Below are 26,826 nucleotides of genomic sequence, written 5' to 3'. Positions count from 1 at the left end.
CAGGATTGTCCGATATTTCGAGCTAGCTGGTGGAACTGGTGGAGATCCTGTGGAGCCATTCGAGAAAAAGCTTGAGTTCGGAGCTCGAGAGCTGGTCCGAGTGCGAGGCCTGCAGCGCCGCGTTCAGGGCGATCGCCGCCACCACGACCGGGGATTTCCCGGAATCCGGCCCGCTGTCCCGGGCCTGTTCGGTGGAGACGGCGAAAATCATCGCGTCCCGGGTCATGGCGGACAGCTCAAGGTTCCGTTCGGGCGCCTTCTCCGTGATCAGCATGAGCGTCACGCCCACGTTGGCGGCCAGGATGCTGCGGGCCGCCTCCTTGGGCGGGACGGCGAGCTGGCCGGCGACGGCGGCCTTGTTGAGCATTTCCTCCATCAGCGCCTCGGCGTCGGCGACGACGGCGGGGCGGCTTTCCGGGCGGATGTTGCCGAACATCACCAGATACAGCTCGGGCTGCTTGAGTCCGAATTGCACGTGCTGGTCCCACATCCGGCGGATGTCCTCCAGCGGCTGCCCGGAGGGCGCGAAGTCGCGCTCCCGGGCAACGTAGTCCTCGAAGCCGGCGGCCACGACGGCGTCGAACAGCCCTTCCTTGTCCCCGAAGTGGTGGTAGAGGGTGGGAGCGGTGACACCCGCCAGCTGCGTGATCTGGCGGGTGGAGACCGCGGCTCCCCCGGACTTGGCCAGCAATCCGGCCGCTGCGCGCAGCAGCCGGGTTTTGGGCGGTAGCTGGCCATCGATACTCATACCCGCTACCCTAGCACCTATAGCAACGCTATATGAAGTGCATCACATACACTTTTTTCAGGGACCTCCCGACCCGGGTTGACGTAGCCGTCCGCCGCGGGAAACGTGGGATCCAGCCGTCCTGCGGCGGCACCTGGACCGACTTACTGGCTCACGGCAGAGATTGAGGACTTTCAGTGCAGAACTTCCAAGGAGTAGGCGTCAGCCCCGGCCGGATCATCGGCACCATCCGCCAGATGCCGAAGCCGGTCAGCGAGCCGCCAGCTGGCGAGCAGCTGCCCCCGGGGGTCTCCGCCGAGGAGGCGACCGCGGCGCTGAAGGCGGCCGCCAAGTCCGTGCACGACCAGCTCAAGGCGCGGTCCGAAACCGTCAGCGGGGACGGCAAGGCGGTCCTGGAAGCTACCGCCCTGATGGCCACCGACACCATGCTGCTGAAGTCCGCGGCCAAGCTGATCGGCCGGGGCACCTCCAACCAGCGGGCCATCTGGGAGGCCGGCGCCTCGGTCTCGGAGATGCTGCATAACCTGGGCGGCTACATGGCCGAACGCGCCACCGACGTCCTCGACGTCCGGGCCCGGATCGTCGCGGAACTGCGCGGCGTGCCGGCCCCGGGGATCCCGTCCTCGGACGCTCCGTTCATCCTCATCGCCGAAGACCTGGCGCCGGCGGACACGGCCACCCTCGACCCGGACAAGGTGCTGGCGCTGCTCACGGCCGGCGGCGGTCCCCAGTCGCACACGGCGATCATCGCCCGGTCCCTGGGCCTGCCCGCCGTCGTTGCCGCCGCCGGCGTCGACGCGCTCCCGGACGGCACCGAGGTCTACGTTGACGGGGCCGCCGGCACCATCACGGCGGAACCGGACCAGGCCCAGCGGGACGCGGCGGAACACTGGGCCGCCACCGCATCGCTGCTGGCGGACTTCGACGGCAACGGCACGACGGCGGACGGGCACCTGGTGCCGCTGCTCGCGAACGTGGGCGGGGCCAAGGACGCGGCAGCCGCCGCCGGGCTCAACGCCCAGGGCGTGGGCCTCTTCCGGACCGAGTTCTGCTTCCTCGAGCGCGACACCGAACCCTCCGTGGAGGAACAGGCCGCCGCGTACAAGGGGGTCTTCGACGCCTTCCCCGGCAAGAAGGTGGTGTTGCGGACCCTGGATGCCGGGGCGGACAAGCCGCTGCCGTTCCTTACCGACGCCACCGAGCCGAATCCGGCGCTCGGCGTCCGCGGCTACCGGACCGATTTCACCACCCCGGGCGTGCTCGAACGCCAACTGCAGGCGATCGCCCGCGCGGAACAAGAATCCCAAGCGGACGTATGGGTGATGGCGCCGATGATCTCCACCGCGGAGGAGGCCGCCCGGTTCGCGTCGCTGTGCGCGGCGGCCGGGATCAAGACCCCGGGCGTCATGGTGGAGGTGCCGTCGGCGGCGCTCACCGCGGAAGCCATCCTGCGCGAAGTGGGCTTCGCGAGCCTGGGCACCAACGACCTGACCCAGTACGCGATGGCCGCGGACCGGCAGCTGGGTCCGCTCGCCGGGCTGAACACCCCGTGGCAGCCCGCCGTGCTGCGGCTCGTCGGCCTGACGGTCGAGGGTTCCGTCGCGGAAGGCCACGGGAAACCGGTGGGCGTCTGCGGCGAGGCCGCCGCGGACCCGGCCCTCGCCGTCGTGCTGACCGGGCTGGGCGTCACCACCTTGTCCATGACGGCCCGCTCCATCGCGGCTGTGGCCGCGGTCCTGAAGACGGTCACCCTCGCCGAGGCGCAGGATCTGGCCAAGCTGGCCCTGTCCGCACCGAGCGCCACCGAGGCCCGCGCCTGGGTCCGGGCCAAGCTGCCGGTCCTGGAGGACCTGGGCCTCTAACCGGGAACCGGGCCCTCCGCCCGGGGCGCTAGGATGCAGTCCATGACACTGATAGCTCCCCGGGTGACGGCCGGGCTCCCGGCCGACGACGCACAGAAACTCCGGTACGCCCTCAACGGCAGCAGCGACATCACCGTCTTTGTCGACGGCACCGTCCACCGCCTGCCGCCGACGGCCAGGGACGCCGTCGTGGACCTGCTGGAACGCTTCAGCCGGGGGGAATCCGTCACGGTCAGCAGCGTCGAGGAGATGTTGACCACCTCCAAGGCGGCCGAACTGGCGGGGATTTCGCACACCTACCTGCGGAACATGACCGACCGCGGCGAGATCCCGGTCGAGTACCGGGGCACGCACCGCCGGATCAGGCTGGCCGACATCATGGCCTGGCTGGAAACCCAGCGAAAGAAAGCGCCCGCCGGCCCGGCCACGGCCGGTGGGAGCGGTGACGACGTCCCGGCAGGTGCGGCGGACGGTTCGTGACGGCGTGATAAGGATCAAACAACGATCCCGCCCGGGCGCCGGACCGAGGCAGGGGCCGGGGTTACGCTTGAATTGTGGGTAAGTTCAGAGGGTGGCACATCCTGGCCGGCATCGCCGCCATGCTGCTCACCGGCATCCTCGGAACGGTGATGGGCCTGAACGCCACCGCGGCCTTCATGGCCAGCTGCGTCGCCTTCGTGGCCGTGGCCCTCTGGACCGACAGCCGCCTGACCCGCCGGAACAGGGACGCGGCGGGCCCGGACGGCTCCTCCGGCACGGACCGGAATTCCGCGCTGCGGGACGAGCGCTGACCGAGCGGCCTGGATCCGGGCCGTAGATCCTGCCCCTAAAACCGGGGCCGTTCCGCCCAGCGCCGCGCCTTCAGCGCCGCGTGCAGCTCCAGCCGGACCATTCCCTTCAGCGGATCCACGCCCAGCACCTGCCGGATCCGGCCGAGCCTGTTGTACACGCTGCTTCGGTGCAGGTGCAGCTTGGCCGCCACCTCCTGGACCGAGCTGTCATTGTCGTAGAAGAGCTCCAGCACCGGCAGCAGCTCCGCGTTCCGGTCGTGGTCCTCCAGCATCCGGAAGTACACCGAGCCCGCGTCCGCCCAGGCCCCGGCCCCGCCGCCCGCCGAGGCGAGCAGCTGGTAGAGCCCGGTGGAGCGGCAGTCCACCAGTTCGCCCAGCTGCGGGTCCACGGCCGCGGCCTGCGCGGCCTGGCGGGACTGCCGGTATGCCTCCGCCAGTTCCCGCGGCCGGGAAAACCCCTCGGACGTGCCGAGGATGATCCTGTGCACGGGCCGGCCGGCGCGCTTGGCCAGCTCCAGCTGGTAGTGCACCAGCACCTGGGCGTGGTCGGCCCGGCCGGTGGACTCCTTGAAGAGCACGACGGCGTGGGTTTCCGTTCCGGCGCTGAACAGCGCCGCGTCGACGCCGATCGTGGCCTGCAGCGCCGCGGAGCGATGGATCAGGGTGGACGCGATCGGGTCGGCGCCCTCGGCCCAGCCGTCGGCGTCGAGCACGGTCACCAGCTGCCAGGGACCGCGGCCCTGCACCTCCTTCCAGCCGGCGACGGCGGCGACGGCGTTCGCCTCTCCCCGGCAGGCGGCAAGGAACTCCTGTTCGCGGCGGCGGCGGAACTCGGACCCGGCCGTGTTGGAATCCAGCAGCAGGGCGGAGAGCTGCTCCAGCTCCGGCGCGACGTCCGGCAGCTGGGCCAGGACCGACCCGGCGGTGGGCTCCCCGGCGTCGAGCTGGACCCACAGGTACCCCACCCGGAAGCCGCGAACCAGCAGCGGCACGCACACGCGTCCGAACATTCCGAGCTCCTCGTTGGCCGGAACCACCACCGGACGCACCGCCGTCGCGATCCCGTGTGACAGCTGCCAGGCGCTGACGTCGACGGGGACGCGCTTGCTGAGCAGGAAGTTCACCCGCACCCGGTCCGCGTGGGACTGGTTGGAGCTGTAGGCGAGGAGCACGCCGTCGAGGTCCTCGAGCGAGAGTCCGCGCCCGAGCCTGAGGGCCACGCGCTCCACGAGCTGCTCGACGTCCTGCTGCTGCATGCTGCAACAGTACTGCCCGGCGCCCCGGACCGGCGAGCGGACGCCAACGGACAGCAGGCGACACCTGCCGCCCCCATGCCCGACATTTGTCGAGCCGCAGTTTCCGAAAACCCCGGAATGACACGGTTGCCGAGGCGGGCGGGGCAGGCAGCCCTGTCGCCTGCCTCACAGCCGGTCCTATTCTGGAATCACGACTTCCCCCGCACACCCGGCCTGCACGGCCACCATCACTGGAGCCCAAAAATGATCATCGGTGTCCCCAAAGAAATCAAGAACAACGAATTCCGGGTGGCCATCACCGCGGCCGGCGTCCACGAATTCCGCCACCACGGCCACACCGTCCTGGTGGAGCGCGGCGCAGGCCTGGGCTCCGGCATCACGGACGAGGAATACGCGATCGCCGGCGCCGAGATCGTTGCCGACGCGGACGACGTCTGGGCCCGCGCGGACATGGTCATGAAGGTCAAGGAACCGGTCAAGGCCGAATACCACCGCTTCCGCAAGGGCCTGATCCTCTTCACCTACCTGCACCTGGCCGCCGAGCCGGAGCTGACCCAGGAACTGATCAACACCGGCGTCACCGCGATCGCCTACGAGACCGTGCAGGAGGGCCGCACGCTGCCGCTGCTGGCCCCCATGTCCGAGGTCGCGGGCCGCCTGTCCGTGCAGGTCGGCGCCACCTCGCTGATGGCTCCAGCCGGCGGCAAGGGCGTGCTGCTGGGCGGCGTGCCCGGCGTCCGGCCCGCCAAGGTCGTAGTGCTCGGCGCCGGCGTGGCCGGCACCAACGCTGCCGTGATGGCCATGGGCCTCGGCGCCGACGTCACCATCCTGGACATCAACATCAACCGCCTGCGCGAACTCGACGCCCTCTACCAGGGCCGCCTGAAGACCGTCGCATCGAACGCCTACGAGATCGAAAAGTCCGTCGTCGACGCCGACCTCGTGATCGGGTCCGTGCTGATCCCCGGCGCCAAGGCCCCGAAGCTGGTCACCAACGAGCTCGTCTCCCGGATGAAGCCCGGCTCCGTGCTGGTCGACATCGCCGTGGACCAGGGCGGCTGCTTCGAGGACACGCACCCCACCACGCACCAGGAACCGACCTACAAGGTGCACAACACGATCTTCTACTGCGTCGCCAACATGCCCGGCGCCGTGCCGAACACCTCCACCTACGCCCTGACCAACGTCACGCTGCGCTACGCGGTGTCGCTGGCCAACCTGGGCGTCAAGGCCGCCTTCGAGCGCGACGCGGCCCTGGCCGCCGGCCTCAACATTGCCGGCGGCAAGGTGGCCCACCACTCGGTGTCCGAGGCGCACAACCTGCCACTCGTCGCCGACTGGCACGAGCTGGTCTCCGCGTAAGTAAGACCGTCATCGTCCCGCTGCGCTGGGCGACAGACATCCTCTGCGTGCTGCTCCCCGCCGTTCCCCTCGCCTCGCAAGCTCGGCCAGGGAACCCGAACGGCGTGGGCCCACTTCGTCGCTTTGACGCACGCTGCCGGATGCCCGTCGTCCAGCGTTGCGTGCGTTAAGCCCTTTTACCGGCCAGTTTCCGGGCCTGCTCAATCAGCCTGAGCACCTCGACGGCGTCTTGCGGATCCACCGGGAGGGGCAGGGCAGAGGAGGCGCCGCCGTCGGCGATCTTTTCGGCGAGCAGCCGGTAGAACTCCGGGTAGGCGCCGCGTTCGGTGGGCAGCCGGTCCAGGTGGCCGTCGCGGCCGAGCCGTCCGGCCCAGTCGGCGTCCTCCACCCCGTACGCCGCGTCCAGCGGGCTGCCGCCGGCCGCGAGGTAGGGCTCCTGCGGGTCGACGCCGTGCTTGGTGAAGCCGCCGCCGGGGCCCAGCAACCGGAAGCGCGGCCCCTGCTGGGCGCAGAGGAGGTTCATGGCCAGGTGGCTTGTCACGCCGGAGTCGTGCCGCAGCGCCACGAACGCGTCGTCGTCCGCGCGTTCCCCGTCCCGCCGGGCGGCGAGTTCCGCGTGGATCACGGTGGCCGGGCCGAAGAGCTGCAGCGCCTGGTCCAGCAGGTGGGTGCCCAGATCGAACAGCACCCCGCCGCCGTCGCCCGCCGTGGCCGCCGCCTTCCATGCCTTCGTCACGGCCGGGGACCAGCGCTCGAAGCGTGACTCGAAACGGCTGACCGTGCCCACCGCGCCGCTCTCCAGCAGGCCGCGGACGGTCAGGAAATCCCCGTCCCAGCGCCGGTTCTGGAAGACGGTGAGAACCCGCCCCAGCCGGCCGGCGAGCTCCATCAGTTCCTGCCCCTCGGCGCTGCGCACGGTGAAGGGTTTGTCGACGACGACGTCCAGGCCCGCCTCCAGCGCGGCCTTCGCGAGCGGGTAGTGCGTGGCCGGCGGGGTGCCGAGCACGATCAGGTCCAGGCCTTCCGCCAGGTCCAGGAGCTGGGCCGGGGTGTCCACGAGCCGGGCGTCCGGGTGGGCGGCGGCCGCCGCCGCTTTCCGCCCGGCGTCGGAGGTGGCGATCATGTCGAGGGAGAAAGCCGGGTTGGCGGCGATCAGCGGCGCGTGGAACACGCTGCCGGAGAGCCCGTAGCCGGCGACGGCGGTGCGGATAGGGGCCGGGGCCGCGGGGGCGGAGGCGGAGCGGGCGGGTTCGGAGGTCATTGCTCCACGCTACCCGCCCGACGCTCCCCCAGCTCCGGAAACAATTCAGGCGACGCTCCCCCACGATGTGAGGGAGCGCCGCCTGAAAAGCCGCTATACGTGAGGGAGCGTTACTTCTGCCAGCCCACCAGGCTCCAGTCCGGGGTCTGGAACAGGGACGCGCCGTAGTTGGCGAGGCCCGTGCGGGCGAAGTAGATCTGCGGGCCGTTCATGATGACACCCATGGAGTAGTACTTCGCCATGTGCTTCTTTTCGACCTCCATGGCCGCCTTGTTGCGCTCGGCGTCGTCCTGGATGGAGGCGAGGTCCTTGATGGCCTTGTCCAGTTCCGCGTCGCCGAGGCCGTTTTCGTTGGTCTTGGAATCGTAGAACTGCTTCACGCCGGAGGTGGCGTCCGAGCCGACGGTGTAGCCGCTGATGGTCAGCTGGAAGTCGCGGCTGCCCAGGACCTTGCCGAAGTCGGCGTCGCCGCGCTGGTCGATGCCGACCTCCATGCCGGCGGCCTGGAGCTGCTTCTGCAGCGTCTGGACCGTGGCGAGCGAGGTCGGGTCATCGCCGAAGTTGGTGATCTTGAAGGAGACCGGCTTGCCGTCCTTCTCCATGATGCCCTTGGCGTTAGGAGCGTAACCGGCCTCGGTCAGGACCTTCTTGGCCTGCTCGGCACCGGCTTCGGTGACGGGGTAGTTGTCCTGGTAGTACTTGGAGAACGGCATCAGCATCATCGATCCCGAGCTCTCCTCTTCCCAGTTCAGGCCGCCGAAGCGCACGGCACGCACGGCCGGACGGTCAACAGCGGTGAAGATGGCCTTGCGGACCGCGACGTCGGTCAGCGGCGCCTTCTGGGCGTTGAGGTTCAGGCCGCCGGCGAACAGGCGCTGGCCACGGCGGACCTCGGAGTTCTTGGTGCCTTCGAGCTGCTTGTACTTGGTGAGCGTACGGCCGTCAGCCATATCGATTTCGCCGTTCTTGAACGCGGCGATCTCGGCGCTGGCCTCAAGCTGGCGGAAAACGACCTTTTCCAGGACCGGCTTTTCGCCCCACCACTTGTCGTTCGGGACCATGGTGACGGTCTTCGCGGCGGAGTCGAACTTCTCCACCTTGAACGGGCCGGCCATCCACTCCGGGTGCATCTCGCCGGAGAACCCGGTGTTGAAGATCTCCGGGGTGTTGACGGCCTGCGGAATGAAGCCGCCGAAGATGTCGCTCAGCGGGTAGACCGGCTGGGTGGTGGTGGCAACGACTTCCTTGTCGCTGCTGCCTGCCTTGACGGAGTCGATGAACTCGTAGGCGCCGGACGAGACGATGTCGATGTCCTTGTTCTTGCCGTTGAGCATCTTCCAGGTGTTCACGAAGGTTTCGGCGTTGATGGGGGTGCCATCGTTGTACACGGCCTTCGGGTTGATCTTGATGGTGATGGTCTGCTTGCCATCCTTGACTTCGCTCTTGAAGTCCTCGCAGAAGTTCTTGTTCAGGTTGGCGGTGCCGTCGAAGTCGAGCTTCCAGCAGCCAACGTAGCCGGCCTCATCGATCGGGTAGTGCAGTTCGGTGTTGTCCGCCGAGTTGCCCGCGTTGGAGTAGCCGTTGAAGTCCGGACCGATGTTGCCGACCGGCAGGGTCACGGTGCCGCCCTGCTTGAGTTCGTCGGCCTTCTTGGCGTTGACGCTGACGAGCTTGCTGAGGTCGCCCGAGGCGTCCTGGGCCTTGGCGCTTTCGGCGGTGGTGGTGGCCCCGCCTCCGCCGCAGCCGGTCAGCGCGAGGGCTGCCGCGACGGCGGCCACCCCGCCGATCTTGGTCAGATTCTTCATGATGTTCCCCTTCATTTTTGTACGAGTTTGTCGTTCAGGTGCGGTGTGGTGGGTCAGAGGGACTCGTGGACAACCAACAGGTCCGCGTCCAGTTCGCCGTCCGGATAGAAGCAGGCGAATTGCTGGTCAGTGGGGCCCGACGTCGGGCCGGCAGGTGCCGCGGCGGGTGCCGCAGGTGCCGCGGCGCTTTCCAGCGGCGGCTCCAGGCTCAGGCATTTTTCCTGCTTGGCGGCGGGCAGGGCGGCGAAGACCGGGCAGCGGGTCGCGAAGTTGCAGCCCTTCGGGGCATCCAGCGGAGACGGCAGGTCGCCTTCGAGGATGATGCGTTCGCGGGTGCGTTCCAGGTGCGGGTCCGGGACCGGAATCGCGGAGAGCAGCGCCCGGGTGTAGGGGTGGCGGGGGTTGTCGAAGACCTCGTCGACGTCGCCGATCTCGACGATCTTGCCCAGGTACATGACGGCCACCCGGTTGGAGATGTGCCGCACGACGGACAGGTCGTGGGCCACCATGAGGTAGCTGAGCCCGAGTTCGGCGCGGAGCTTGTCGAGCAGGTTGATGACCCCGGCCTGGACCGAGACGTCGAGGGCGGACACCGGCTCATCGAGGACCACCAGTTTGGGGTTGACCGCCAGGGCCCGGGCGATGCCGATGCGCTGGCGCTGGCCGCCGGAGAACTGGTTGGGGAAGCGGTTGACGTGGTCCGGCTGGAGGCCCACGAGTTCCATCAGCTCCATGATCCGCTTCCGGATCGCCGGCTTGGCCATGCCGGAGTTCTCCAGCGGTTCGGCCAGCACCTCGTAGACGGTGAAGCGCGGGTCCAGGGCTCCGGTGGGGTCCTGGAACACCATCTGCAGTTCGCGGCGCATGGCGGCTTTGGTTTTGGCGTCGGAGGCGGCCTTGTTGCTCAGCCCGCCGATCTTCACCTCGCCGTCCTGGTCGCGGTGGAACTCCATGATCTCCAGCAGCGTGGTGGTTTTGCCGCAGCCGGACTCCCCCACGATCGAGAAGCACTCGCCTTCGCGGATGTCGAAGCTGAGCCCGTCCACGGCTTTGACCGTGCCGATCTTGCGCTTGATCAGGGCGCCCTTCATCAGCGGGAAGTGCTTCTTGACGTCGGTGAGTTCCAGGACCGTCGTGCGTTCGGCACGGGGGACGGCGTCGAAGCGGGACACCGGCAGCTCCGGGGCCCGGAAGATTTCGTGGACGTCCACGTTGCCGCCGAGGGAGTCGCTCTTGATGCAGGCGGCGCGGTGTTCCAGGGTTCCCCCGCCGGTGCCGGCGACCGCCCGGAGGTCCGGTTCGCCGTGCAGGCAGGCTTCGCTGGCCAGCGGGCAGCGCGGGGCGAAAGAGCAGCCGGTGGGGGTATGGATCAGGTTCGGCGGCATGCCCTCGATCGGCACGAGCGAGTTCTTCTCGGCCACGTCCACCCGCGGGACGGCGCCCAGCAGGCCCATGGTGTAGGGCATCCGGGCGTTGTAGTAGATGTCATCGACGCTGCCGGTTTCGACCGGGCGGCCGGCGTACATGACCATGATGTCGTCGGCCATGCCGGCCACCACGCCCAGGTCGTGCGTGATCATGACGACGGCGGCCCCGGTTTCCTCCTGCGCGGTGTGCAGCACCTCCAGCACCTGCGCCTGGATGGTGACGTCGAGCGCCGTCGTCGGCTCATCGGCGATCAGTACCCGGGGGTTGTTGGCGATCGCGATCGCGATCATCACGCGCTGGCGCATGCCGCCGGAGAACTCGTGCGGGAAGGCCTTGAGCCGGTCCTTGGGGCTGGGGATCCCCACCATGGCCAGGAGTTCGACGGCGCGCGCTTCCTTGGCCTGCTTGCTCATGGTCGGGTTGTGCACCGTGAGGGCTTCGATGATCTGGGTGCCCACGGTGTAGACCGGGGTCAGTGAGGACAGCGGATCCTGGAAGACCATGGCCATGTCGTTGCCGCGGAAGCGGCACATCGCCTTGTCACTGAGGCCCAGCAGTTCGGTGTCCTTGAGCCGGACCGAGCCGGTCACCTCGGCGGTTTCCGGCAGCAGGCCCATGATGGCCATCGAGGTCACGGACTTGCCGGAGCCGGATTCGCCGACGATGCCGAGGGTCTTGCCCGGCATCAGGTCGAAGTCGACGCCCCGGACCGCGTGCACCACACCGTTTTCGGTGTTGAAGCGGACGTTCAGGTCCCGGACGGAGAGGACGGCCCCGGCAGGGGCATCCGCGTAGGCGGTGTGCAGTCCGGCGACGTGCAGCCGCTCGGCGGTGCTGAGGTCGGTGGCGGTGGTATCGCTGCTCATGGGGTCATCTTCTTTGCGGTCTCCGTGGTGGCGCCGGCGGCAGTTGCGGCGGCGGCTTTCCTGCCGTTTGCCCTGCCTGGCCGGCCGGCGTTCTTCTTCCGGGCGCTGCCGATCGAGCTGGAGCTGGGGTCGAACGCGTCCCGGAGCCCGTCGTTCATCATGGCCAGCGACCCGGTCAGCAGGAACATCACGGTCAGCGGCACCCAGAACATCCACGGGAAGGTGGAGACCTGGGAGGTGGCCTGGCCGATCAGCACGCCCAGGCTCACGTCCGGGACCTTGATGCCGATGCCGATGAAGGAGAACGCTACCTCGGCGAGGATGGCGCCGGTCACGCCGCGGGTGATGTCGAGCACCAGCAGGGAGCCGATGTTCGGCACCAGGTGGCGCCAGACGATGCGCCGGGCGGGGACGCCCATGTACTGGGCGGATTTCACGAAGTCCCGCTGCATCAGCGACATCGAGAGCGAGCGGATCAGGCGGGCGGTTCCCATCCAGTTGAAGATCAGCAGGACGATGATCAGCAGCAGCCAGCTGGGCAGGTTCTGCTTGAGCCCGTTGCCGCCGCCGCTGGTGGCCACGGCGACGACCAGCAGGGCCGGCATCATGATCAAGGCCTCGAGGATGAAGAGCATGACCTTGTCGACCTTGCCGCCGAAATAGGCCATGGTGCAGCCGTAGACCGCGGCGATCAGGACGGAGACGAGGCCGACAACCACGCCGATCAGGATGGAGACGCGGGTGCCCTCCACGGTCAGGGCGTACAGGTCGATGCCGGCCTGCGAGGTGCCCAGCAGGTGTTCGCCCGAGGGGCCGACGCCGATGTTGAAGGGGTCGATGGTCTCCTTGTCCCAGCTGGAGAAGGCGCCGCCGACCAGGGACAGCACGGTCAGCAGCAGGAAGATCACCAGACCGGTCACCGCTGTCTTGTTCCGCAGGAAGCGCCGCAGGATGATCGTTGACTTGGCGATGACGACGTCGTCGTTCTCGATTTTGGCTTCTTCGGCGACGGCGGCCGGATCGATGGCGTTCAGGTTGGTCATGGCTACTGCACCCGCACTCTCGGGTCGACAAGGGTGGTGGCGAAGTCGGCGAGGATGGCCCCGATCGCGAAGATCACGGAGCCGTAGGCGAGCGTTGCCGTGGCCGCGTTGACGTCCTGCAGGGCGATCGCGTCGATGCTCCAGGACCCGACGCCGTGCCAGGCGAAGATCTTTTCGGCGAAGAAGCCGCCGGCGAAGATGGCCGGGATGGTGAACGCGATGCTCTGCGCCACCGGAATGAACGACACGCGCAGGGCGTGGCGGGTGATGGCCTGGTTGCGGGTCAGGCCCTTGGCGCGGGCGGTGCGGACGAAGTCGGCATTGACGTTGTCCAGCAGGTATTGCCGCTGCGCGATCTGGTAGGCACCCCAGCCGACGATCGTGATGGCGAAGGTGGGGACAGCGTAGTGGGCGAGCATGTCGACGAACTGGGCCCAGCCGCCGCCGTCGAGCCCCGGGGTGGAGATGCCGGTGACGAAGAAGATGCGTTCCCCCACCGTCTCGTTGATGTTGATGGCGCCGAGCTGGACCAGGAAGTACGCGATCGGCGCCGGCACGATGTAGACGAGGTAGCTGTAGGAGGTGATGGCGCGGTCGGAGAACTTGTACTGCCGTGCCGCGGTGTAGACGCCGAGGGCGACGCCGATGATCAGGGTCAGGATGATCGAGGCCAGGAACAGGCGGGTGGAGATCCACACCCGGTCGCCGAACTCGGCATTGACGAAGGCGCCGTTCGGGCTCCGGCCCCAGTCCCACCGGGTGACGATCCCGGTGAGCCAGTCAACGTAGCGTTCCCACGGGCTCAGCGCGGGGTCCAGGCCCTTGAGCCGGAAGGAGTTGGCGATCTGTTCGGGCGTCGGCCGCGGAATCTTCTCCTGCTCCAGCAGTGCGGGCTGGAGGCTGGTCACCGCCAGGAAGTACCCGGCGCTGGTGGTCAGGAAGATCATGAACGCATAAGTGACGGCACGCTTGGCCAGATAACGGAGCATGCTAGTTCAGGATCGCCGTGGCGGTTACGGCGCCGGGCGCCGCCGGTCGGGCCGGGCCTGCCTGGCCGCGCGCCGGGGTCGGTACAACATTCACAGCATGGATCCTTCCGTTGTCCCCCCGCAGGCAGGGGGTTTTCCGCTGCCGATCGGGGATCAAGGCCAGCGGGTGCCTGGCCGCCCGCATGCCTTTCGGCGAGCCCTGATGGACTATGTTGCGGGTCACATTCCAGAGGAAACTACCACATAGGTATTTCCGGAAGACGCACCAAGCGGCGCGAAATGGGTGGTCTACTACCAGATCGTTATGAATAACTCAGGTGAATTGATTTGACTTGGCACCGGGCGCCGAATCGGCTATTTTTAGCCGCCCCGCACGACCCTGGTGACAAGCTCGCGCCAGGACTCGGCGAGGCGCTCCGGGGAGACCCCGTGGACGCGCACGGAGTGCAGGATCCGCTCCGGTTCCAGCGTCACGCTCAGGGCCCCGGCCATCAGCCACGGGTCCGCCGTCACCCCGGCTTCCCGGAGCAGCATCTCCAGGTGGCGGTGCCAGAGCACGGCTGCCGGCACATCGAACCTGTTGTGGGCGGAGGCATCGGCCGCGCGGGCCAGCTCGCCGTATTCGAGCACCCAGGTGATGCGCTCCGCACCAAAGGCGGTGAGTCGCGCCAGCGGCGGGGCTCCCGGCCCGAGCGGCGGCGGGCCGAACATGAACCGGCCCTGGAATCCGGCCTCGGCATCGCTGAGCAGGGCCAGCATCAGCCCCGCCCGGCTGCCGAAGCGGCGGAAGACGGTGCCCTTTCCCACCCCGGCTCGCGCCGCGAGGCTGGCCATCGTGAGCCCGTCGGCGCCGGCTTCTTCAACCAGTTCGCGTGCGGCGCTCAGCAGCAGCGCCCGGTTCCTGGCGGCGTCGCTGCGCTCGGACTCGGCCACGGGGCCGCCGGGGCCGCCGGGGCCGCCGGGCTGGACTGGGATAAGGCTCACACGGGCCATTGTAGCCAGCGGGAATAAGAAACGGACCGCAGTCCGTTTATATCCGGTGAAGGGCTGAACAAGCCCCCCAGAACGTCCAGCCGCCGGTCTTCGTGCGGCGCGCAGCAAGGAGATTCCATGACCACCAAGACCGTCCTCACCCTCGTCGGCAGCCTGCGGGCCGGTTCGACGAACCAGCAGCTGGCCGAAGCCATCCAGCTCAACGCCCCCGAGCAGGTGGACGTCGTGATCCATGAGAGCCTCGGCAACATCCCGTTCTACAACGAGGACATCGACGTCGAAGGCCAGGTGCCGGCGGCCGCCGCCGCCCTCCGCGCCGCCGCGAGCAGCGCCGACGCCCTGCTGCTGGTCACCCCCGAGTACAACGGCACCGTTCCCGCACCGCTGAAGAACGCCATCGACTGGCTGTCCCGCCCCTTCGGCGCCGGCGCGCTCAAGGACAAGCCGACCGCCGTCGTCGGCACCGCGTTCGGCCAGTACGGCGGCGTCTGGGCCCAGGATGAGGCCCGCAAGGCTGCCGGCATCGCGGGCGCCCGGGTGCTGGAGGACGCCAAGCTCGCCGTTCCCGGCTCCATGGTCCGCTTCGCCGAGGTGCACCCGAAGGACGACGCCGAGGTCGTGGAGCAGATCAAGGGCGTCTTCGATGCCCTTGCGGAAGCCCGGACCCAGGCGGCCTAACCGCCGAACTCGACGCAAGTGCCCCGGTAGCCGTCCGCTGCCGGGGCACTTGCGTCTCCGCAAACCGGTGAACGGCGGACTTGTGAACAAAAGTTTTCCCTCTAACAACTGGGCCTGTACCCTTGGACTGTGACCCACGAAACACTTGATGCGGCCGAAGAAGTTCTTCCGGCAGAGGCAATTGACGCGATCGAACGTGCGGCTACGTCCGCCCACCGCCACGAGAGGCTTTTCTCGGAGCGCGCAGCAAATATCAAGCAGTCTGCCGTGCGGGATGTCTTCGACATCTCCCTCCGTCCCGGCCTGGTTTCCCTCGCCGGCGGCAGCCCTTACCTGCAGTCGCTGCCGCTGGGCCGCCTGGCCGAGTCGGCCGCGAAGATCATCGCCGAAGAGGGCCTGACCGCCCTCCAGTACGGCGGCGGCCAGGGCACCGAGGAGCTCCGCAAGCAGATCTGCGAAGTCATGGCAGCCGAGGGCATCCTGGACGCCAAGCCCGAAAACGTTGTCATCACCGCCGGGTCGCAGTCCGCGCAGGACATCGCCACCAAGGTTTTCTGCAACCCTGGCGACGTCGTCCTGGTGGAAGACCCCACCTACGTCGGGGCACTGAACACCTTCGAGGCCTACCAGGTCGAGGTCGGCGCCGTGGCGATGGATGAGCACGGCATCATCCCGGACCTCCTGGAAGCCAAGATCGCCGCCCTCCAGACCGCGGGCAAGACCATCAAGTTCCTCTACACCATCCCCAGCTTCAACAACCCGTCGGGCATCACCCTCGCCCCGGAGCGGCGCCAGCAGGTCGTCGATATATGCCGGAAAGCGAATATCTTGGTGCTGGAGGACAATCCTTACGGCCTGTTGCGCTTCGACGGGAACCCGCTGACCCCGCTGCGGGCCGGAAACCCGGACGACGTCATCTACATGGGCTCGTTCTCCAAGATTTTCGCCCCCGGGCTGCGGATCGGCTGGGCGCTGGTCCCGGCCCACCTGCAGCGGCGGTACTACCTGGCCGCGGAGGCCGTCACCCTGTGCCCGCCGACGCTGAACCAGATGCTGGTCTCGGCTTACCTGCGCGACTACGACTGGCTGGGCCAGATCGGGACCTATCGGAAGCTGTACCGGGAACGCTGCGAGGCCATGCTCGCCGCGCTCCAGCAGTACATGCCGGAGGGGCTGAGCTGGACCCGCCCCGAGGGTGGATTCTTTGTCTGGGTCACCCTTCCCGAGGGGGTGGACACGTATCCGCTGCTGCAGAAGGCCATCGACGCGGGCGTCGTGTTCATTCCCGGAGCCGCGTTCACGCATTCCGACGAGCCCTCCAACAAGCTGCGGCTGGCCTACAGCGCCATGCCGCCGGAGGCGATCGAGGAGGGCATCCGCCGCCTGGCGCCGGTACTGCGGGAAGCCATCGCGGCGTTGTAGCCTGAAGCATTGCCGCGGTCCGCACCGGACCTGACCAGAGGAGCACCCCATGACCGGAATCATCGTTGTCGGCGTCGACGGCAGTGAGACTGCCCTGAAGGCGGCCCACACGGCCCGGGACCTCGCTGCGTCGCTTGGCGCGACCCTGCACGTGGTCAGCGCGTTCGACAGCGACCGGACCGAGGTCTACGGCAGCGGCAGCGACCGGTGGATTGTCTCCGACGCCGGCGACGCCGAGAAAGTCGCCAAGGGCGTCGCCGAGAGCCTGCGCACGGCGGAGCTGAACGTCACCTACGCCGCCGCCCGGGGCAAGCCCGCCGAGGCGCTGATCCAGGAGGCGGAGCGCTCCGGCGCGCAGCTGATCGTCGTCGGCAACCGCCGCATGCGCGGCCTAGGCCGGGTCCTCGGGAGCGTTGCGAACAGCGTCGCCCACAACGCCCCCTGCGACGTCTACATCGCCAAGACCGACAGCCCGGCTTAGCCGGCGGCGGGGCCGCTGCGGGCCGGCGGCGGCTGCTCGGCGGCTGGCCGGCGGCTAGGCCCCCGGCTGCGCCGGCTGGGCCACCTTGAGCATCCGGCGCAGGATCTTGCCGGAGGCGGATTTCGGCACGGCGTCGATGAACTCGACGCGGCGGATCTTCTTGAAGGGTGCCACCTTCGAGGCCACGAACTCCCCGACCGCTGCCTCGTCCAGCGCCTCCCCCGCGGGTCCCGGCTGGCGCACCACGAAGGCCATCGGCACCTCCTGGCCGTCGGCGTCGGAGGTACCGATTACCGCCGCGTCGGCGATGCCGGGGTGGGTGAGCAGGAGGGCTTCCAGTTCGGCCGGGGCGATCTGGTACCCCTTGTACTTGATCAGCTCCTTGAGCCGGTCCACGATCGAGACCACGCCGTCCGCGCGCACCGTGGCGATGTCCCCGGTGTGCAGGAAGCCGTCGGCGTCCAGCGTGTCCGCGGTGTCATCGGGCCGGTTGAGGTACCCCAGCATCACGTTGGGACCGCGGCACAACAGGTGGCCTGCGGCGCTGGTTCCCTCGGCCGGGACCTGGATCTCCTCCCCCGTGGCCGGGTCCACCAGCCGGCACTCCATGTTGGGGACGGTGTAGCCGACGGAACTGACCGGCACGTCCGTGGCGTCCACCGGAATCAGGTGCGAGACCGGGCTCATCTCGGTCATCCCGTAGCCCTGCAGCACCCGGCAGCCCAGGCGCTCGGCCAGCCGCGCGCCCAGCTCTCCGTCCAGCGGGGCGGCGCCGGACAAGGTCGTGTGCACGGAGCCGAGGTCGTATTCGGCCACCAGGGGGTGCTTGGAGAGGGCCACTGCCACGGGCGGGGCGATGAAGAGGTAGCTGCACTTGTGGTCCTGCACGATGCGCAGGAACTCGGCGAGGTCGAACTTGGGCATTGTGACCAGGCAGGCGCGTTCGCGGAGCGCCAGGTCCAGCAGCACGGTCAGGCCGTAGATGTGGAAGAAGGGCAGCAGCGCCAGCAGCCGGTCCTCGGGCCGTACCTTGAGCAGGCCGCGCGATTGCTCCACGTTCGCAACGAGGTTCCGGTGGCTGAGCATCACCCCTTTGGGCCGCCCGGTGGTCCCGGACGAGTAGGGCAGTACCGCGACGTGGGTGGCCGGGTCGAAGCTGACGTCCGGGGCGGGCACGCCGGCGCCGAGCAGGTCCGCCAGCGACGGGTGGCCCTCGGCGCCGTCGAGCACCACCAGCCGGTCCGCGGGGATCCCGACCCGGCCTGCCGCTCCACGGGCGGCCGGCAGCAGGGCGGACACCGTGAACAGCCAGCCGGCGCCGGCGTCCGTGAGCTGCTTTTCGATCTCGTCCGCCGTGTAGAGCGAATTGATCGGTGTGACGGTGGCGCCGGCCCGCAGCAGGCCGTGGAAGACGACGGTGAAGGCGGGCGTGTTCGGGCACAGGATGGCCGCAACCCCGCCCACACCCAGGCCCTCGGCGGCAACCGCACCGGCGAGGGCGTTGATCCGGTCGCGGAGTTCGCGATAGCTGGTCTCGGCCCCGCTGGTGCCGTCAACGACGGCGATCCGGCCCAGGTCTTCCTCCTGCAGGCCGCCGAAGAGGTACTCATAGATGCTGACGTCGGGTATATCGACGGCGGGGAACGGGCTCGAGAACACGCAGAATCTCCTTTGATCGGCGTCCGTCGTCGTGGCGGCGGCTGGTGCAACTCTAGCGCCGCGTTCCGTGCACCGACAGGAGCCGCCCGGGTTGACCGCCGTCACGCCGGCTGGTGCGCAGTCTCACCCGGGTTTTGGGGCGTGCGCCCGGGGCCGGACGATAAAATTGGAGGTGCCCCCGATGGCGCGGACAGCCCTATCCGCACCACCTCCCGGGAGACACCCATGCCCGCTCTTCAGCGCCGCCAGCTCGTTGGCCACGACATCCTGCTTGCCCGCCACGGCAACCACATCAGTACGATGCGGGTCGACCGCGCCGCCGGCCGTGTGGTCGCGTACCTCGACGACGGTTCGGTGGACAGCGCCCCCAACCTGATTTCCCCCTCGCTGCGGATGCCCGACACGGTGCGCAGCATCCTGCGCGAGGACTGGAAGTTCCTGAGCACGGTCACCGCGGCGAGCTTTGGCTTTGCCGGGCTGGCTTTCGCCGCTGCCGTTGCCGCCGCCGGGTGGGCCGGCGGCCCGGGCGTCACCGAACTGCTCTCCGCCTACGCCGGCAGCTAGTCCGGCCCGGCTCCTCCTGCCCTGGGCGGACGCTCCCGCCCAGTTACTGCGCGCCCTCCCCCGGCAGCCTCCTGCCCTTGCGGACGTTCCCGCCCAGTTACTGCGCGCCTGCGGCCGGCATTCGCCCGGAAACCCTTGTAACGGCGCGGGCGCGGGACGGTCCGGGCAGGAGTAACTGGGCTGGAACGTTCGGGCGGCACGGGGCCCGGCCCGGCTAGTCCAGCAGCAGGGCGGGCTCTTCCAGGATGGAGGCGACGTCCGCCATGAAGCGGGCGGACAGATCCCCGTCCACCACGCGGTGGTCGAAGGAACCGCCCAGGGTGGTAATCCAGCGCGGAATCACCTCGCCGTCGAGGACCCAGGGTTTCTGCTTGATCGTCCCGAAGGCGACGATCGCGACCTCGCCCGGGTTGATGATGGGCGTGCCGGTATCGATGCCGAGGGCGCCGATGTTGGTGACCGTCAGCGTGCCGCCCTGCATCTGCGCGGGCTGGGTCTTGCCGGCCCGCGCGGTGGTCGCGAGCTCGTTGAGCGCGAGGGCAAGCTCCTTGAGCGAGAGGTCCTGGGCGTTCTTGATGTTTGGCACCATCAGGCCGCGGGGCGTGGCCGCGGCAATGCCCAGGTTCATGAAGTGCTTGACGTGGATCTCGGCGGAGTCGCTGCCGTCTTCGGCGTCCACCCAGCTGGCGTTGACGCTGGGGTTGCGGGCCGCGGCCCAGATTACCGCCTTGGCCAGGATCAGCAGCGGCGAGACCTTGATGCCCTCGAAATCGCGGGAGGCCTTGAGCCGCTTGACGAATTCCATGGTCCGGCTGGCGTCCACGTCCACGAAGATGCTCACGTGCGGGGCCGCGAACGCGGACTCCACCATGGCCCGCGCGGTGGCCTTGCGGACCCCCTTGACCGGGATGCGTTCAATCCGCTGATCCTGGGGGCGGCCGGTCTTGCCCCAGAACGAGTCCGCCCGGTCCACCTCGGCGTCACGCTGGGCCTGGTAGCTCACCAGGTCCTCGCGGGTGACCTCGCCGCGGGCGCCGGTGGGGACGACGTCGGCCAGGTCGATGCCGAGATCCCGGGCGATTTTGCGGACCGGCGGCTTGGCCAACACCCGGTTGACGAGTCCGCTGATGGCGCCGCCCAGGGTGGGGCGCTGGTCCAGGGTCCCCTCGGGGGTCCCGGCCGGAGCCGGCGCAGGCCTCTCCGCGCGGGCGACCGCGTCCGGATCGATCCAGATGTCGTGGCTTTCGACCGGTTCGGCCGACGGCGCGACGCTGGCCGCCGCGGCCGGTGCAGCGGGGGCGGAGACCCGGCGCCGGCGCTTGACGGCGTCGGCCTTGGGTCCGGACCCGACCAGCGGGCCACCGGCCGGGGGCCCGCCAGCCTCAACAGGCTCGGCAGTGCCCGGCTCAAGCTTCCCGTACATGGGCGCCGGTTCCGGCGCGGCCGGTTCCCCTGCCTCCGGCTGCGCTGCTTGCGGCGCAGGGGTGGCTGCCGGCGCGGCGGCGGGAGCCGGGGCCCCGGGGCCCGCGTCGGAGACGCTGATGATCGGTGTCCCGACGTCGACCGTCACTCCCTCGGGCACCAGCAGTTCGGTGACGGTTCCGGCGTAGGGCGAGGGAAGCTCGACGAGGGATTTGGCCGTCTCGATTTCGCAGAGCACGTCGTTGACCGCCACGGTGTCGCCGGCCTTGACCTTCCAGGAGACGATTTCAGCCTCGGTAAGGCCTTCGCCCACGTCGGGAAGGTTGAACTTGTTCACGGTCATGGGGCTCCCCGTCAGTAAGCGAGGGCGCGTTCCAGCGCCTCAAGAATGCGGTCGATGTCCGGCAGGTAGTCTTCCTCCACCTTGGCCACCGGATAGGGCATGTGGAAGCCGCCGACGCGGATGACCGGGGACTCGAGCGAGTGGAAGGCCCGCTCGCTGACCCGCGCCGCGATCTCTCCGCCGATCCCGCCGAAGGTCGGGGCCTCGTGCGCCACGATGAGCCGCCCGGTCTTCTGCACCGAAGCGGTCACGGTGTCGAAGTCGATCGGCGAAATCGAGCGCAGGTCGATCACCTCGACGCTGTGGCCGTCCTCCGCCGCCGCGGCAGCAGCGGCCAGGGCGACCGGAACCAGCGGGCCGTAGGCCACAACGGTGGCGTCCGTTCCGGCCCGCAGCACGTGGGCCTTGAACGGGTCCGCGGAGGCGCCCGGCGATGCGGTGTCCACGTCGCCCTTGAGCCAGTAGCGGCGCTTCGGTTCGAAGACGATCACCGGGTCCAGGCACTCGACGGCCTGCTGGATCATCCAGTAGGCGTCGTGCGGGTTCGACGGCGTGATGATCCGGAGCCCGGCCGTGTGGGCGAACAGCGCCTCGGGCGACTCTGAGTGGTGTTCGATCGACCCGATGCCGCCGCCGTACGGGATGCGGATGACGACCGGGACGGTGAGGTTGCCGTTGCTGCGCGAATGCATCTTGGCCAGCTGCGTGGTGATCTGGTTGAAGCCCGGAAAGACGAAACCGTCGAACTGGATCTCGCAGACCGGCCGGTAGCCGCTGAGCGCAAGGCCGATCGCGGTGCCGATGATCCCGGACTCGGCCAGCGGGGTATCCACCACGCGGTCCGCCCCGAATTCGCCGATCAGTCCGTCGGTGACGCGGTAGACGCCGCCCAGCGGGCCGATGTCCTCACCCATCAGCAGGGTGCGGGAATCGTTGGTGAGCGTCGCCCGCAGGCCCTCGTTGATGGCCCTGGCAATGGTCATCGTGGTCATCGCCGCACTGCTCCGTCCGTGTCGTGCTGTCCCGCGTCGGCCCCCTGGCCGGCGTCCGGCTCGAAGCCTGCGCTGTACTCCTCGAACCACGCCAACTCCTCGGCCACCAGCGGGTGCGCCTCGGCGTAGGTGTTGGCGAAGGCTGTCCGGATATCCGGGGAGCCGAGGTCGTGGATGGTCCGGCGCACATAGGCTGCGAGGTCGTCGCCGTCGGCCTTGACCTGGTCGAAGAAGGCGTCGTCGGCGAGTCCCTCGGCGCGGAGGTATTTCTCCAGCCGCTCCAGGGGGTCTTTCGCCCGCCACTGCGCTTCCTCGTCCGAGCCGCGGTATTTCGTGGGATCGTCCGCGGTGGTGTGGGCCCCCACGCGGTAGGTGAAGGCCTCGATCAGGACGGGGCTCTTGCCCTCCCGGGCCCGCTCGAGGGCCCATTCCGTGACGGCATGCACGGCAATGACGTCATTGCCGTCGACCCGGATGCCCGGAAAGCCGTAGCCCTTGGCCCGGTTGGACAGCGGGATGCGGGTCTGGACCGCGGTGGGCACGGAGATTGCCCAGTGGTTGTTCTGGCAGAAGAACACCACGGGGGCGTTGAACGAGGACGCAAAGACCATCGACTCGTGGACGTCGCCCTCGGAGCTGGCCCCGTCGCCGAAGTACACCATGACGGCGGCCTTGGGCTGCCGTGCGGCGTCCGGCCCGGCCGCCGCGGCGCGCTTCTGGTCGCGCTGGATGCCCATGGCGTAGCCGACGGCGTGCGGCGTCTGGGCGGCCAGGACGAGGGTGTAGAGGTGGAAGTTGGTGTCCTTGGGGTTCCAGCCGCCATTGGACACGCCGCGGAACTGGCGCAGCAACTCGGCCAGGTCCACGTCGCGGGTCAGCGCGACTCCGTGTTCCCGGTAGGTGGGGAAGATGTAGTCCTGCGGCTGGCTGGCCCGGCCGGATCCGATCTGGGCCGCCTCCTGGCCGGTGAGCGGGACCCACAGGGCCAGCTGGCCCTGGCGCTGCAGCGCTGTTGCCTCGACGTCGAAGCGGCGGATCTTGGCCATGTCGGCGTAGAAGCCGCGCAGCTTGCCGGCGTCGAGGCGCTCCGCGTAGGCGGAGAACACCGGGTCCGTGCCCAGGGTGCCGTCGGGGCGCAGCAGTTGCACCATGGGCACGTCGGGATCCCCCAGCACGGCCTCGGCCTGCGCCTCGAGCTGGTCGTCCACGCCGGTTCCGTCGAACTCGGTAGCGGGCAGATGTGTAGCGCCCATACCGTCTCCTTGCCTGCGCATCCGAATGCGCCGCCATCGCTGGGATATATGCCGACTCCGGAATACATTCCGGTGCGGGCATATCTTTGGCTTACTCGTCCTTACTTTAGCCGCAGCGTCCGCCGGGCGGGCGTCGTGTTAAGCGCTAGGAACGCCGGGGCGGTTTTGTATACATCGCACACAACTCGAGGAAGCGCGTATTGGCCTCGGGTTCGCCGATGCTAACCCGCACTCCCTCGTCGCCGAAGGCGCGGACCGACAGCGCACGCTCGCCCGCCAGCGCAGCAAATTCCGCAGTGTCCGCGCCCAGGTTGAGCCAGACGAAGTTGCCCTGGGCGTCCGGGACGGCCCAGCCCAGCTCCCGCAGCCCGGAGGTCACGCGGTCCCGTTCGTCGACCAGGCTTTGTACCCTTTCTACAACCTGGTCGAAGTGCTCCAGCGAGGCCACCGCCGCCGCTTCGGCGATCTGGGAGACCGCGAACGGCGTCGCCGTGACGCGCAGGTGCTGGGTCAGATCGGGCTGGGACACGCTGTAACCCACGCGGAGGCCGGCGAGGCCGTGTGCTTTGGAGAACGTCCGGAGCACGACCACGTTCGGGTATTTGCGGTACATCGCGATGCCGTCGACGGCGTTGTCGGCACGGACGAACTCCTGGTAGGCCTCGTCGATCACCACCACGATGTCCGAGGGCACGGTCTCGAGGAATCGTTCCGTTTCCTCGGTGGTGAGGATCGGGCCGGTGGGATTGTTCGGTGTGCACAGCAGGATCACCTTGGTGCGGGCCGTCACCGCGGCGGCCATGGCGTCCAGGTCGTGCCGGCCGTCGGCGGTCAGCGGGATCTGCACGCTCTGGGCGCCGGCGAGGCCGACGCTGATGGGGTAGGCCTCGAAGGAGCGCCAGGCGTAGATCACTTCGTCGGCTTTGCCGTCGTCGTTCTGGCCGGCAAAGGTGGCCAGCAGCTGGTTGAGCGCTCCCAGGCTGCCGCCGCCGGTGACGATGTCCTCGGCCGGGACGTCAAGGAAGCCGGCGAGCGCGCCGCGCAGCTTGCTGCTCAGGGGGTCCGGGTACCGGTTGATGTCGGTCTGGGCGGCAATTGCCTGCTGCACTGCAGGAATCGGCGGCAGCGGATTCTCGTTGGAGGAGAGCTTGTAGCTCGTGAGCCCCTCGACGGGAGCCGGCGGCTTGCCGGCGGCATAGCGCGGAAGGAGATCTACGACCGGACGCGGGCGGATCCCCCCGGCCGGGATGTCTGATGAAGTCATGACTCTTAGCCTACTTCGCCCTCCTGCCGGCGGGCCGGGGGATGTGACAGCATGGGGCCATGCGCTCACTCTTCGTGCGGGTCATCGTCAACGCCCTTGCCTTGTGGATCGCCAGCTGGATCCTTCCCGGCCTGGACATCTCCACCTCGGCCACCACCGGGGCCGTCGCCGACAGCGGTGTCACGCAGGGCACCGACACGATCGGGATCATCCTGGCGTATCTGTTCATCGGCCTGATCTTCGGTCTGGTGAATGCGCTGGTCAAGCCGCTGGTCAGCCTGCTGTCGCTGCCGCTCACGATCCTGACGCTGGGGCTGTTCACCGTGGTCATCAACGCCGCCATGCTGTTCCTCACCTCCTGGTTGAGCTCCTACACCCCGGTGCACTTCACGATCGACTCGTTCTTCTGGACCGCGGTGTTCGCGGCCATCATCATCACCCTGGTCTCGCTGGTGGCCGGACGGCTGCCCGGCGGCCGGCGCCCCTAACCGGCCCCGCCGCCCCGGTCTCGGGACTCGCGGCCGGCTGCGTGCGGGGTTCGGTCCGGGGCGGTGTCCGGGGCGGTGTAACCGGGCAGGGGACCGGGCGCCGTGGGCACGCCCTGGGCCGGCACGGGGTCGCGCCGGAGCGAAAACCTGGTCACCGCCATGGTCCCGCCCGTCCCGACCACGGCCCCCAGCGCGGCGGTCGAGGCCCGCAGCGAGGGGTCGGCGCTGGCTGCGACCGCCTCTGCGCCCGCTGCGTAATTCTCGAGCCGGTGGCCGGGGCCCAGCCCCAGCTCCTGCGGCGGCGGCAGGACGAGTTCATTGGTCAGGGTCACCGTCACCCGGTCCCTGGTGTCGGGGTTGGGCCGCCCGTCAGCCCCCGGCACCCAGTCGTGTTCGTGCTCCAGGTGCAGGCTGGCGATCCCGGGGCCGGGGGTGATGCCGCCGACCGGGGAACCGGCGGTGAGGACGAACTTCAGGTCGAACTCGGCCAGAAACGCCTTGTCCCGGGCCAGGTTCATGGCGTGGATACCGCCCTGGCTGTACCCGACGGCGGCGAGTTGCTCGCCGGCCCGGGCGCCGGCCTCCCGCAGCGCCTGGCGCACCGCCGCGCACGTTTCGCGGGAGTCGTACCCGAGCCCCTCGGCGATCCCTGCCGCGTCGAACGGGTTGGTGCCCGACGGCAGGCCGCCCAGCTGGGTTCCGGGCAGAATGACCACCCAGGCCCGTTGCGCGCCGCTGTCGACGCGGATGACTTCGATGTCGCCGCTGTTCCGGCCGACTGCGCCGGCCCGCCGGAGCAGGCCGGCGGCTGTCAGGTCGACGTCCGCCGCGGCGGTGTCGCTGCCGGCGACCCGCACCGGACGGGGCGCGAGGTGGCCCATTCCGGGCACCGCGGTCAGGTCCCGGATGGTGCGCCGGACGTCCCCGGACCCGGCCAGCGCCGCCGCGGCGGCGCCCGCGGGCCGGGTCAGGCCCAGCAGCAGGGCCAGGCCGCCGGCGGCCGCGGCCGTGTGGCCCTCGGCCTGGTCACGGACCCCCGGCAGCTCGAAGAGCCGCAGCCCGGCGCCGAACTCCGGGCCGCTGATCCCGATCCGGAGCAGCAGGGCGTTCCGGGCCTCGGTGAATTCGTACTCCCGGTGGCTGGCCCGGACCTGGCCCGCGATGCGCTCCAGTTCGGCCCGCACCCGGCCCACGGCCCGCCCGGCCTCCCCCACCGCGATGATGGCGCCGCTGCCGCTGTTGTACGCGTCGGACTGGTAGTCGAAGAGCGCCCGCCGGACTGCGTCGGCCTCCGCTTCCAGCGCATACAGCCGGTGCACCGTCCCGTCCAGGGCGGCCGCACCGGCGAGCAGCTCCTCGAACTGGAAGCTCAGGCCGCCGAGGCCGCCGCGGATCCGCAGCATTCCGTCCGGTGCCGGCGGCGAGGGCCGCGGAACCTCACCGGAGCCGGACGGGGTGACCTCGGTCATCAGTACCCCGGCGTGCCGGAGGACAACGCCACCGAACCGGCGTGCCGGAGGACCGCCGCGGCAGCGTCCTGGAGCCCGTCCCGGCAGCGCCGCAGCGCTGCCGCCTGCAGCGCCAGGGTGATCCGGTACGCGCGGCCGGCCGGGGATTGCCACGCCTGGAGCTCCTGGCGTGCCAGCCCGGCGAGCACGGCGTCCGCCTCCCGTGCGCAGGCCTCGACCCTGGCCGCCAGCTGCTGCACCTCGTAGCTGCGCGAGGCGCAGGCAGCCGCCTCCGCCGCCGTCAACGTCCCGCCCATGGCCCGGGCTCCTTTCCTCTGCCGTGGTGTGCCGCCTTCGAGGGTAGGGACCCGGGACCGGCCCCCGGAACCGGCCGCGGCGGCTATGTGG

General features: G+C 69.3%; 24 protein-coding genes. 9 read left to right on the top strand and 15 right to left on the bottom strand.

Features of this window, described 5'->3' with window-relative positions; genetic code table 11:
• Nucleotides 1-22: 22 nt before the first annotated feature.
• The gene (locus ACTWLI_RS06565) at nucleotides 23-748 is read right to left on the bottom strand and encodes a TetR/AcrR family transcriptional regulator (protein WP_445155846.1); all 726 of its coding nucleotides are present in this window, start codon (nucleotides 746-748) and stop codon (nucleotides 23-25) included.
• Nucleotides 749-924: 176 nt separating this feature from the next.
• Between ACTWLI_RS06565 and ptsP the strand changes: the two genes are divergently transcribed.
• From ptsP to ACTWLI_RS06550, 3 genes are all read left to right on the top strand, one after another.
• Nucleotides 925-2,610: a phosphoenolpyruvate--protein phosphotransferase gene (gene ptsP / locus ACTWLI_RS06560; protein ID WP_445155845.1), complete on the top strand. Its 1,686-nt coding sequence runs from the start codon at nucleotides 925-927 to the stop codon at nucleotides 2,608-2,610.
• A 42-nt stretch (nucleotides 2,611-2,652) separates the two neighbouring features.
• Nucleotides 2,653-3,090: a helix-turn-helix domain-containing protein gene (locus ACTWLI_RS06555; RefSeq protein WP_445155844.1), complete on the top strand. Its 438-nt coding sequence runs from the start codon at nucleotides 2,653-2,655 to the stop codon at nucleotides 3,088-3,090.
• Between the two features lie 74 nt (nucleotides 3,091-3,164).
• Nucleotides 3,165-3,401 carry a hypothetical protein gene (locus tag ACTWLI_RS06550; protein WP_445155843.1) on the top strand — a complete coding sequence of 79 codons (237 nt, stop codon included), beginning with the start codon at nucleotides 3,165-3,167 and terminating at the stop codon, nucleotides 3,399-3,401.
• Nucleotides 3,402-3,436: 35 nt separating this feature from the next.
• Here ACTWLI_RS06550 and ACTWLI_RS06545 read toward each other — a convergent pair whose 3' ends face one another.
• Nucleotides 3,437-4,657, bottom strand: coding sequence for a PucR family transcriptional regulator (locus ACTWLI_RS06545; RefSeq protein ID WP_445155842.1), 1,221 nt, complete (start codon nucleotides 4,655-4,657; stop codon nucleotides 3,437-3,439).
• Between the two features lie 243 nt (nucleotides 4,658-4,900).
• Between ACTWLI_RS06545 and ald the strand changes: the two genes are divergently transcribed.
• On the top strand, nucleotides 4,901-6,019 hold the full coding sequence (gene ald, locus ACTWLI_RS06540) for an alanine dehydrogenase (RefSeq protein ID WP_445155841.1): 1,119 nt from the start codon (nucleotides 4,901-4,903) through the stop codon (nucleotides 6,017-6,019).
• Nucleotides 6,020-6,185: 166 nt separating this feature from the next.
• Here the strand turns inward: ald and ACTWLI_RS06535 are convergent, their stop codons facing one another.
• The 6 genes from ACTWLI_RS06535 to ACTWLI_RS06510 form a co-directional block, all read right to left on the bottom strand.
• Nucleotides 6,186-7,280: a Gfo/Idh/MocA family protein gene (locus ACTWLI_RS06535; RefSeq protein WP_445155840.1), complete on the bottom strand. Its 1,095-nt coding sequence runs from the start codon at nucleotides 7,278-7,280 to the stop codon at nucleotides 6,186-6,188.
• A 110-nt stretch (nucleotides 7,281-7,390) separates the two neighbouring features.
• A complete protein-coding gene (locus ACTWLI_RS06530; protein ID WP_445155839.1) occupies nucleotides 7,391-9,085 on the bottom strand; it encodes an ABC transporter family substrate-binding protein in 1,695 nt (564 codons plus the stop codon).
• A 53-nt stretch (nucleotides 9,086-9,138) separates the two neighbouring features.
• On the bottom strand, nucleotides 9,139-11,379 hold the full coding sequence (locus tag ACTWLI_RS06525) for a dipeptide ABC transporter ATP-binding protein (protein ID WP_445155838.1): 2,241 nt from the start codon (nucleotides 11,377-11,379) through the stop codon (nucleotides 9,139-9,141).
• On the bottom strand, nucleotides 11,376-12,422 hold the full coding sequence (locus tag ACTWLI_RS06520; RefSeq protein ID WP_445155837.1) for an ABC transporter permease: 1,047 nt from the start codon (nucleotides 12,420-12,422) through the stop codon (nucleotides 11,376-11,378). The genes ACTWLI_RS06525 and ACTWLI_RS06520 overlap by 4 nt, the downstream gene beginning before the upstream one ends.
• A 2-nt stretch (nucleotides 12,423-12,424) precedes the next feature.
• Nucleotides 12,425-13,411, bottom strand: a complete 987-nt coding sequence (locus ACTWLI_RS06515; protein ID WP_445155836.1) for an ABC transporter permease — start codon at nucleotides 13,409-13,411, stop codon at nucleotides 12,425-12,427.
• Between the two features lie 360 nt (nucleotides 13,412-13,771).
• Complete coding sequence (locus tag ACTWLI_RS06510; protein WP_445155835.1) at nucleotides 13,772-14,395, bottom strand: TetR/AcrR family transcriptional regulator; 624 nt, start codon at nucleotides 14,393-14,395, stop codon at nucleotides 13,772-13,774.
• A gap of 126 nt (nucleotides 14,396-14,521) precedes the next feature.
• On the opposite strand from ACTWLI_RS06510, the gene ACTWLI_RS06505 reads away from it, so the two are divergent.
• The 3 genes from ACTWLI_RS06505 to ACTWLI_RS06495 all read left to right on the top strand — a co-directional run bounded on the left by ACTWLI_RS06505 (nucleotide 14,522) and on the right by ACTWLI_RS06495 (nucleotide 16,985).
• Entirely contained in the window at nucleotides 14,522-15,082 is a 561-nt protein-coding gene (locus ACTWLI_RS06505; RefSeq protein ID WP_445155834.1) for an NAD(P)H-dependent oxidoreductase, read from the top strand.
• 129 nt (nucleotides 15,083-15,211) lie between these two features.
• Entirely contained in the window at nucleotides 15,212-16,504 is a 1,293-nt protein-coding gene (locus ACTWLI_RS06500) for an aminotransferase-like domain-containing protein (RefSeq protein WP_445155833.1), read from the top strand.
• A gap of 49 nt (nucleotides 16,505-16,553) precedes the next feature.
• On the top strand, nucleotides 16,554-16,985 hold the full coding sequence (locus ACTWLI_RS06495) for a universal stress protein (RefSeq protein ID WP_445155832.1): 432 nt from the start codon (nucleotides 16,554-16,556) through the stop codon (nucleotides 16,983-16,985).
• A 54-nt stretch (nucleotides 16,986-17,039) separates the two neighbouring features.
• Here the strand turns inward: ACTWLI_RS06495 and ACTWLI_RS06490 are convergent, their stop codons facing one another.
• A complete protein-coding gene (locus tag ACTWLI_RS06490; protein ID WP_445155831.1) occupies nucleotides 17,040-18,644 on the bottom strand; it encodes an AMP-binding protein in 1,605 nt (534 codons plus the stop codon).
• A gap of 225 nt (nucleotides 18,645-18,869) precedes the next feature.
• Between ACTWLI_RS06490 and ACTWLI_RS06485 the strand changes: the two genes are divergently transcribed.
• Entirely contained in the window at nucleotides 18,870-19,208 is a 339-nt protein-coding gene (locus ACTWLI_RS06485; protein ID WP_445155830.1) for a hypothetical protein, read from the top strand.
• 214 nt (nucleotides 19,209-19,422) lie between these two features.
• Here ACTWLI_RS06485 and ACTWLI_RS06480 read toward each other — a convergent pair whose 3' ends face one another.
• The 4 genes from ACTWLI_RS06480 to ACTWLI_RS06465 form a co-directional block, all read right to left on the bottom strand.
• A complete protein-coding gene (locus ACTWLI_RS06480) occupies nucleotides 19,423-20,973 on the bottom strand; it encodes a dihydrolipoamide acetyltransferase family protein (RefSeq protein ID WP_445155829.1) in 1,551 nt (516 codons plus the stop codon).
• Between the two features lie 11 nt (nucleotides 20,974-20,984).
• Nucleotides 20,985-21,965: an alpha-ketoacid dehydrogenase subunit beta gene (locus tag ACTWLI_RS06475; RefSeq protein ID WP_445155828.1), complete on the bottom strand. Its 981-nt coding sequence runs from the start codon at nucleotides 21,963-21,965 to the stop codon at nucleotides 20,985-20,987.
• Nucleotides 21,962-23,218: a pyruvate dehydrogenase (acetyl-transferring) E1 component subunit alpha gene (gene pdhA, locus ACTWLI_RS06470; RefSeq protein WP_445155827.1), complete on the bottom strand. Its 1,257-nt coding sequence runs from the start codon at nucleotides 23,216-23,218 to the stop codon at nucleotides 21,962-21,964. Before pdhA ends, ACTWLI_RS06475 begins: the two co-directional genes overlap by 4 nt.
• 145 nt (nucleotides 23,219-23,363) lie before the next feature.
• Nucleotides 23,364-24,482, bottom strand: coding sequence for a histidinol-phosphate transaminase (locus ACTWLI_RS06465; RefSeq protein WP_445155826.1), 1,119 nt, complete (start codon nucleotides 24,480-24,482; stop codon nucleotides 23,364-23,366).
• Between the two features lie 59 nt (nucleotides 24,483-24,541).
• On the opposite strand from ACTWLI_RS06465, the gene ACTWLI_RS06460 reads away from it, so the two are divergent.
• Nucleotides 24,542-24,970, top strand: coding sequence for a phage holin family protein (locus ACTWLI_RS06460; protein WP_445155825.1), 429 nt, complete (start codon nucleotides 24,542-24,544; stop codon nucleotides 24,968-24,970).
• On the opposite strand, the gene ACTWLI_RS06455 is transcribed toward ACTWLI_RS06460, so the two are convergent.
• Both ACTWLI_RS06455 and ACTWLI_RS06450 read right to left on the bottom strand, forming a co-directional pair.
• On the bottom strand, nucleotides 24,967-26,439 hold the full coding sequence (locus tag ACTWLI_RS06455; RefSeq protein ID WP_445155824.1) for a hypothetical protein: 1,473 nt from the start codon (nucleotides 26,437-26,439) through the stop codon (nucleotides 24,967-24,969). The genes ACTWLI_RS06460 and ACTWLI_RS06455 overlap by 4 nt on opposite strands.
• Nucleotides 26,439-26,735 (bottom strand): hypothetical protein, encoded by a 297-nt coding sequence (locus ACTWLI_RS06450; protein ID WP_445155823.1) that lies wholly within the window; start codon nucleotides 26,733-26,735, stop codon nucleotides 26,439-26,441. The genes ACTWLI_RS06455 and ACTWLI_RS06450 overlap by 1 nt, the downstream gene beginning before the upstream one ends.
• Between the last annotated feature and the right edge of the window lie 91 nt (nucleotides 26,736-26,826).

Source organism: Arthrobacter sp. Hor0625 (genome assembly GCF_052567525.1).
This window is presented reverse-complemented; position numbering and strand designations above follow the sequence as displayed.

Excerpts from the sequence above, each read along its gene's own strand:
- ACTWLI_RS06565 (WP_445155846.1), bottom strand. The coding sequence starts at position 748 with ATGAGTATCGATGGCCAGCTACCGCCCAAAACCCGGCTGCTGCGCGCA.
- ACTWLI_RS06555 (WP_445155844.1), top strand. The coding sequence starts at position 2,653 with ATGACACTGATAGCTCCCCGGGTGACGGCCGGGCTCCCGGCCGACGAC.
- ACTWLI_RS06545 (WP_445155842.1), bottom strand. The coding sequence starts at position 4,657 with ATGCAGCAGCAGGACGTCGAGCAGCTCGTGGAGCGCGTGGCCCTCAGG.
- ald (WP_445155841.1), top strand. The coding sequence starts at position 4,901 with ATGATCATCGGTGTCCCCAAAGAAATCAAGAACAACGAATTCCGGGTG.
- ACTWLI_RS06535 (WP_445155840.1), bottom strand. The coding sequence starts at position 7,280 with ATGACCTCCGAACCCGCCCGCTCCGCCTCCGCCCCCGCGGCCCCGGCC.
- ACTWLI_RS06530 (WP_445155839.1), bottom strand. The coding sequence starts at position 9,085 with ATGAAGAATCTGACCAAGATCGGCGGGGTGGCCGCCGTCGCGGCAGCC.
- ACTWLI_RS06525 (WP_445155838.1), bottom strand. The coding sequence starts at position 11,379 with ATGAGCAGCGATACCACCGCCACCGACCTCAGCACCGCCGAGCGGCTG.
- ACTWLI_RS06520 (WP_445155837.1), bottom strand. The coding sequence starts at position 12,422 with ATGACCAACCTGAACGCCATCGATCCGGCCGCCGTCGCCGAAGAAGCC.
- ACTWLI_RS06515 (WP_445155836.1), bottom strand. The coding sequence starts at position 13,411 with ATGCTCCGTTATCTGGCCAAGCGTGCCGTCACTTATGCGTTCATGATC.
- ACTWLI_RS06505 (WP_445155834.1), top strand. The coding sequence starts at position 14,522 with ATGACCACCAAGACCGTCCTCACCCTCGTCGGCAGCCTGCGGGCCGGT.
- ACTWLI_RS06495 (WP_445155832.1), top strand. The coding sequence starts at position 16,554 with ATGACCGGAATCATCGTTGTCGGCGTCGACGGCAGTGAGACTGCCCTG.
- ACTWLI_RS06485 (WP_445155830.1), top strand. The coding sequence starts at position 18,870 with ATGCCCGCTCTTCAGCGCCGCCAGCTCGTTGGCCACGACATCCTGCTT.
- ACTWLI_RS06480 (WP_445155829.1), bottom strand. The coding sequence starts at position 20,973 with ATGACCGTGAACAAGTTCAACCTTCCCGACGTGGGCGAAGGCCTTACC.
- ACTWLI_RS06475 (WP_445155828.1), bottom strand. The coding sequence starts at position 21,965 with ATGACCACGATGACCATTGCCAGGGCCATCAACGAGGGCCTGCGGGCG.
- pdhA (WP_445155827.1), bottom strand. The coding sequence starts at position 23,218 with ATGGGCGCTACACATCTGCCCGCTACCGAGTTCGACGGAACCGGCGTG.
- ACTWLI_RS06465 (WP_445155826.1), bottom strand. The coding sequence starts at position 24,482 with ATGACTTCATCAGACATCCCGGCCGGGGGGATCCGCCCGCGTCCGGTC.
- ACTWLI_RS06460 (WP_445155825.1), top strand. The coding sequence starts at position 24,542 with ATGCGCTCACTCTTCGTGCGGGTCATCGTCAACGCCCTTGCCTTGTGG.
- ACTWLI_RS06455 (WP_445155824.1), bottom strand. The coding sequence starts at position 26,439 with ATGACCGAGGTCACCCCGTCCGGCTCCGGTGAGGTTCCGCGGCCCTCG.
- ACTWLI_RS06450 (WP_445155823.1), bottom strand. The coding sequence starts at position 26,735 with ATGGGCGGGACGTTGACGGCGGCGGAGGCGGCTGCCTGCGCCTCGCGC.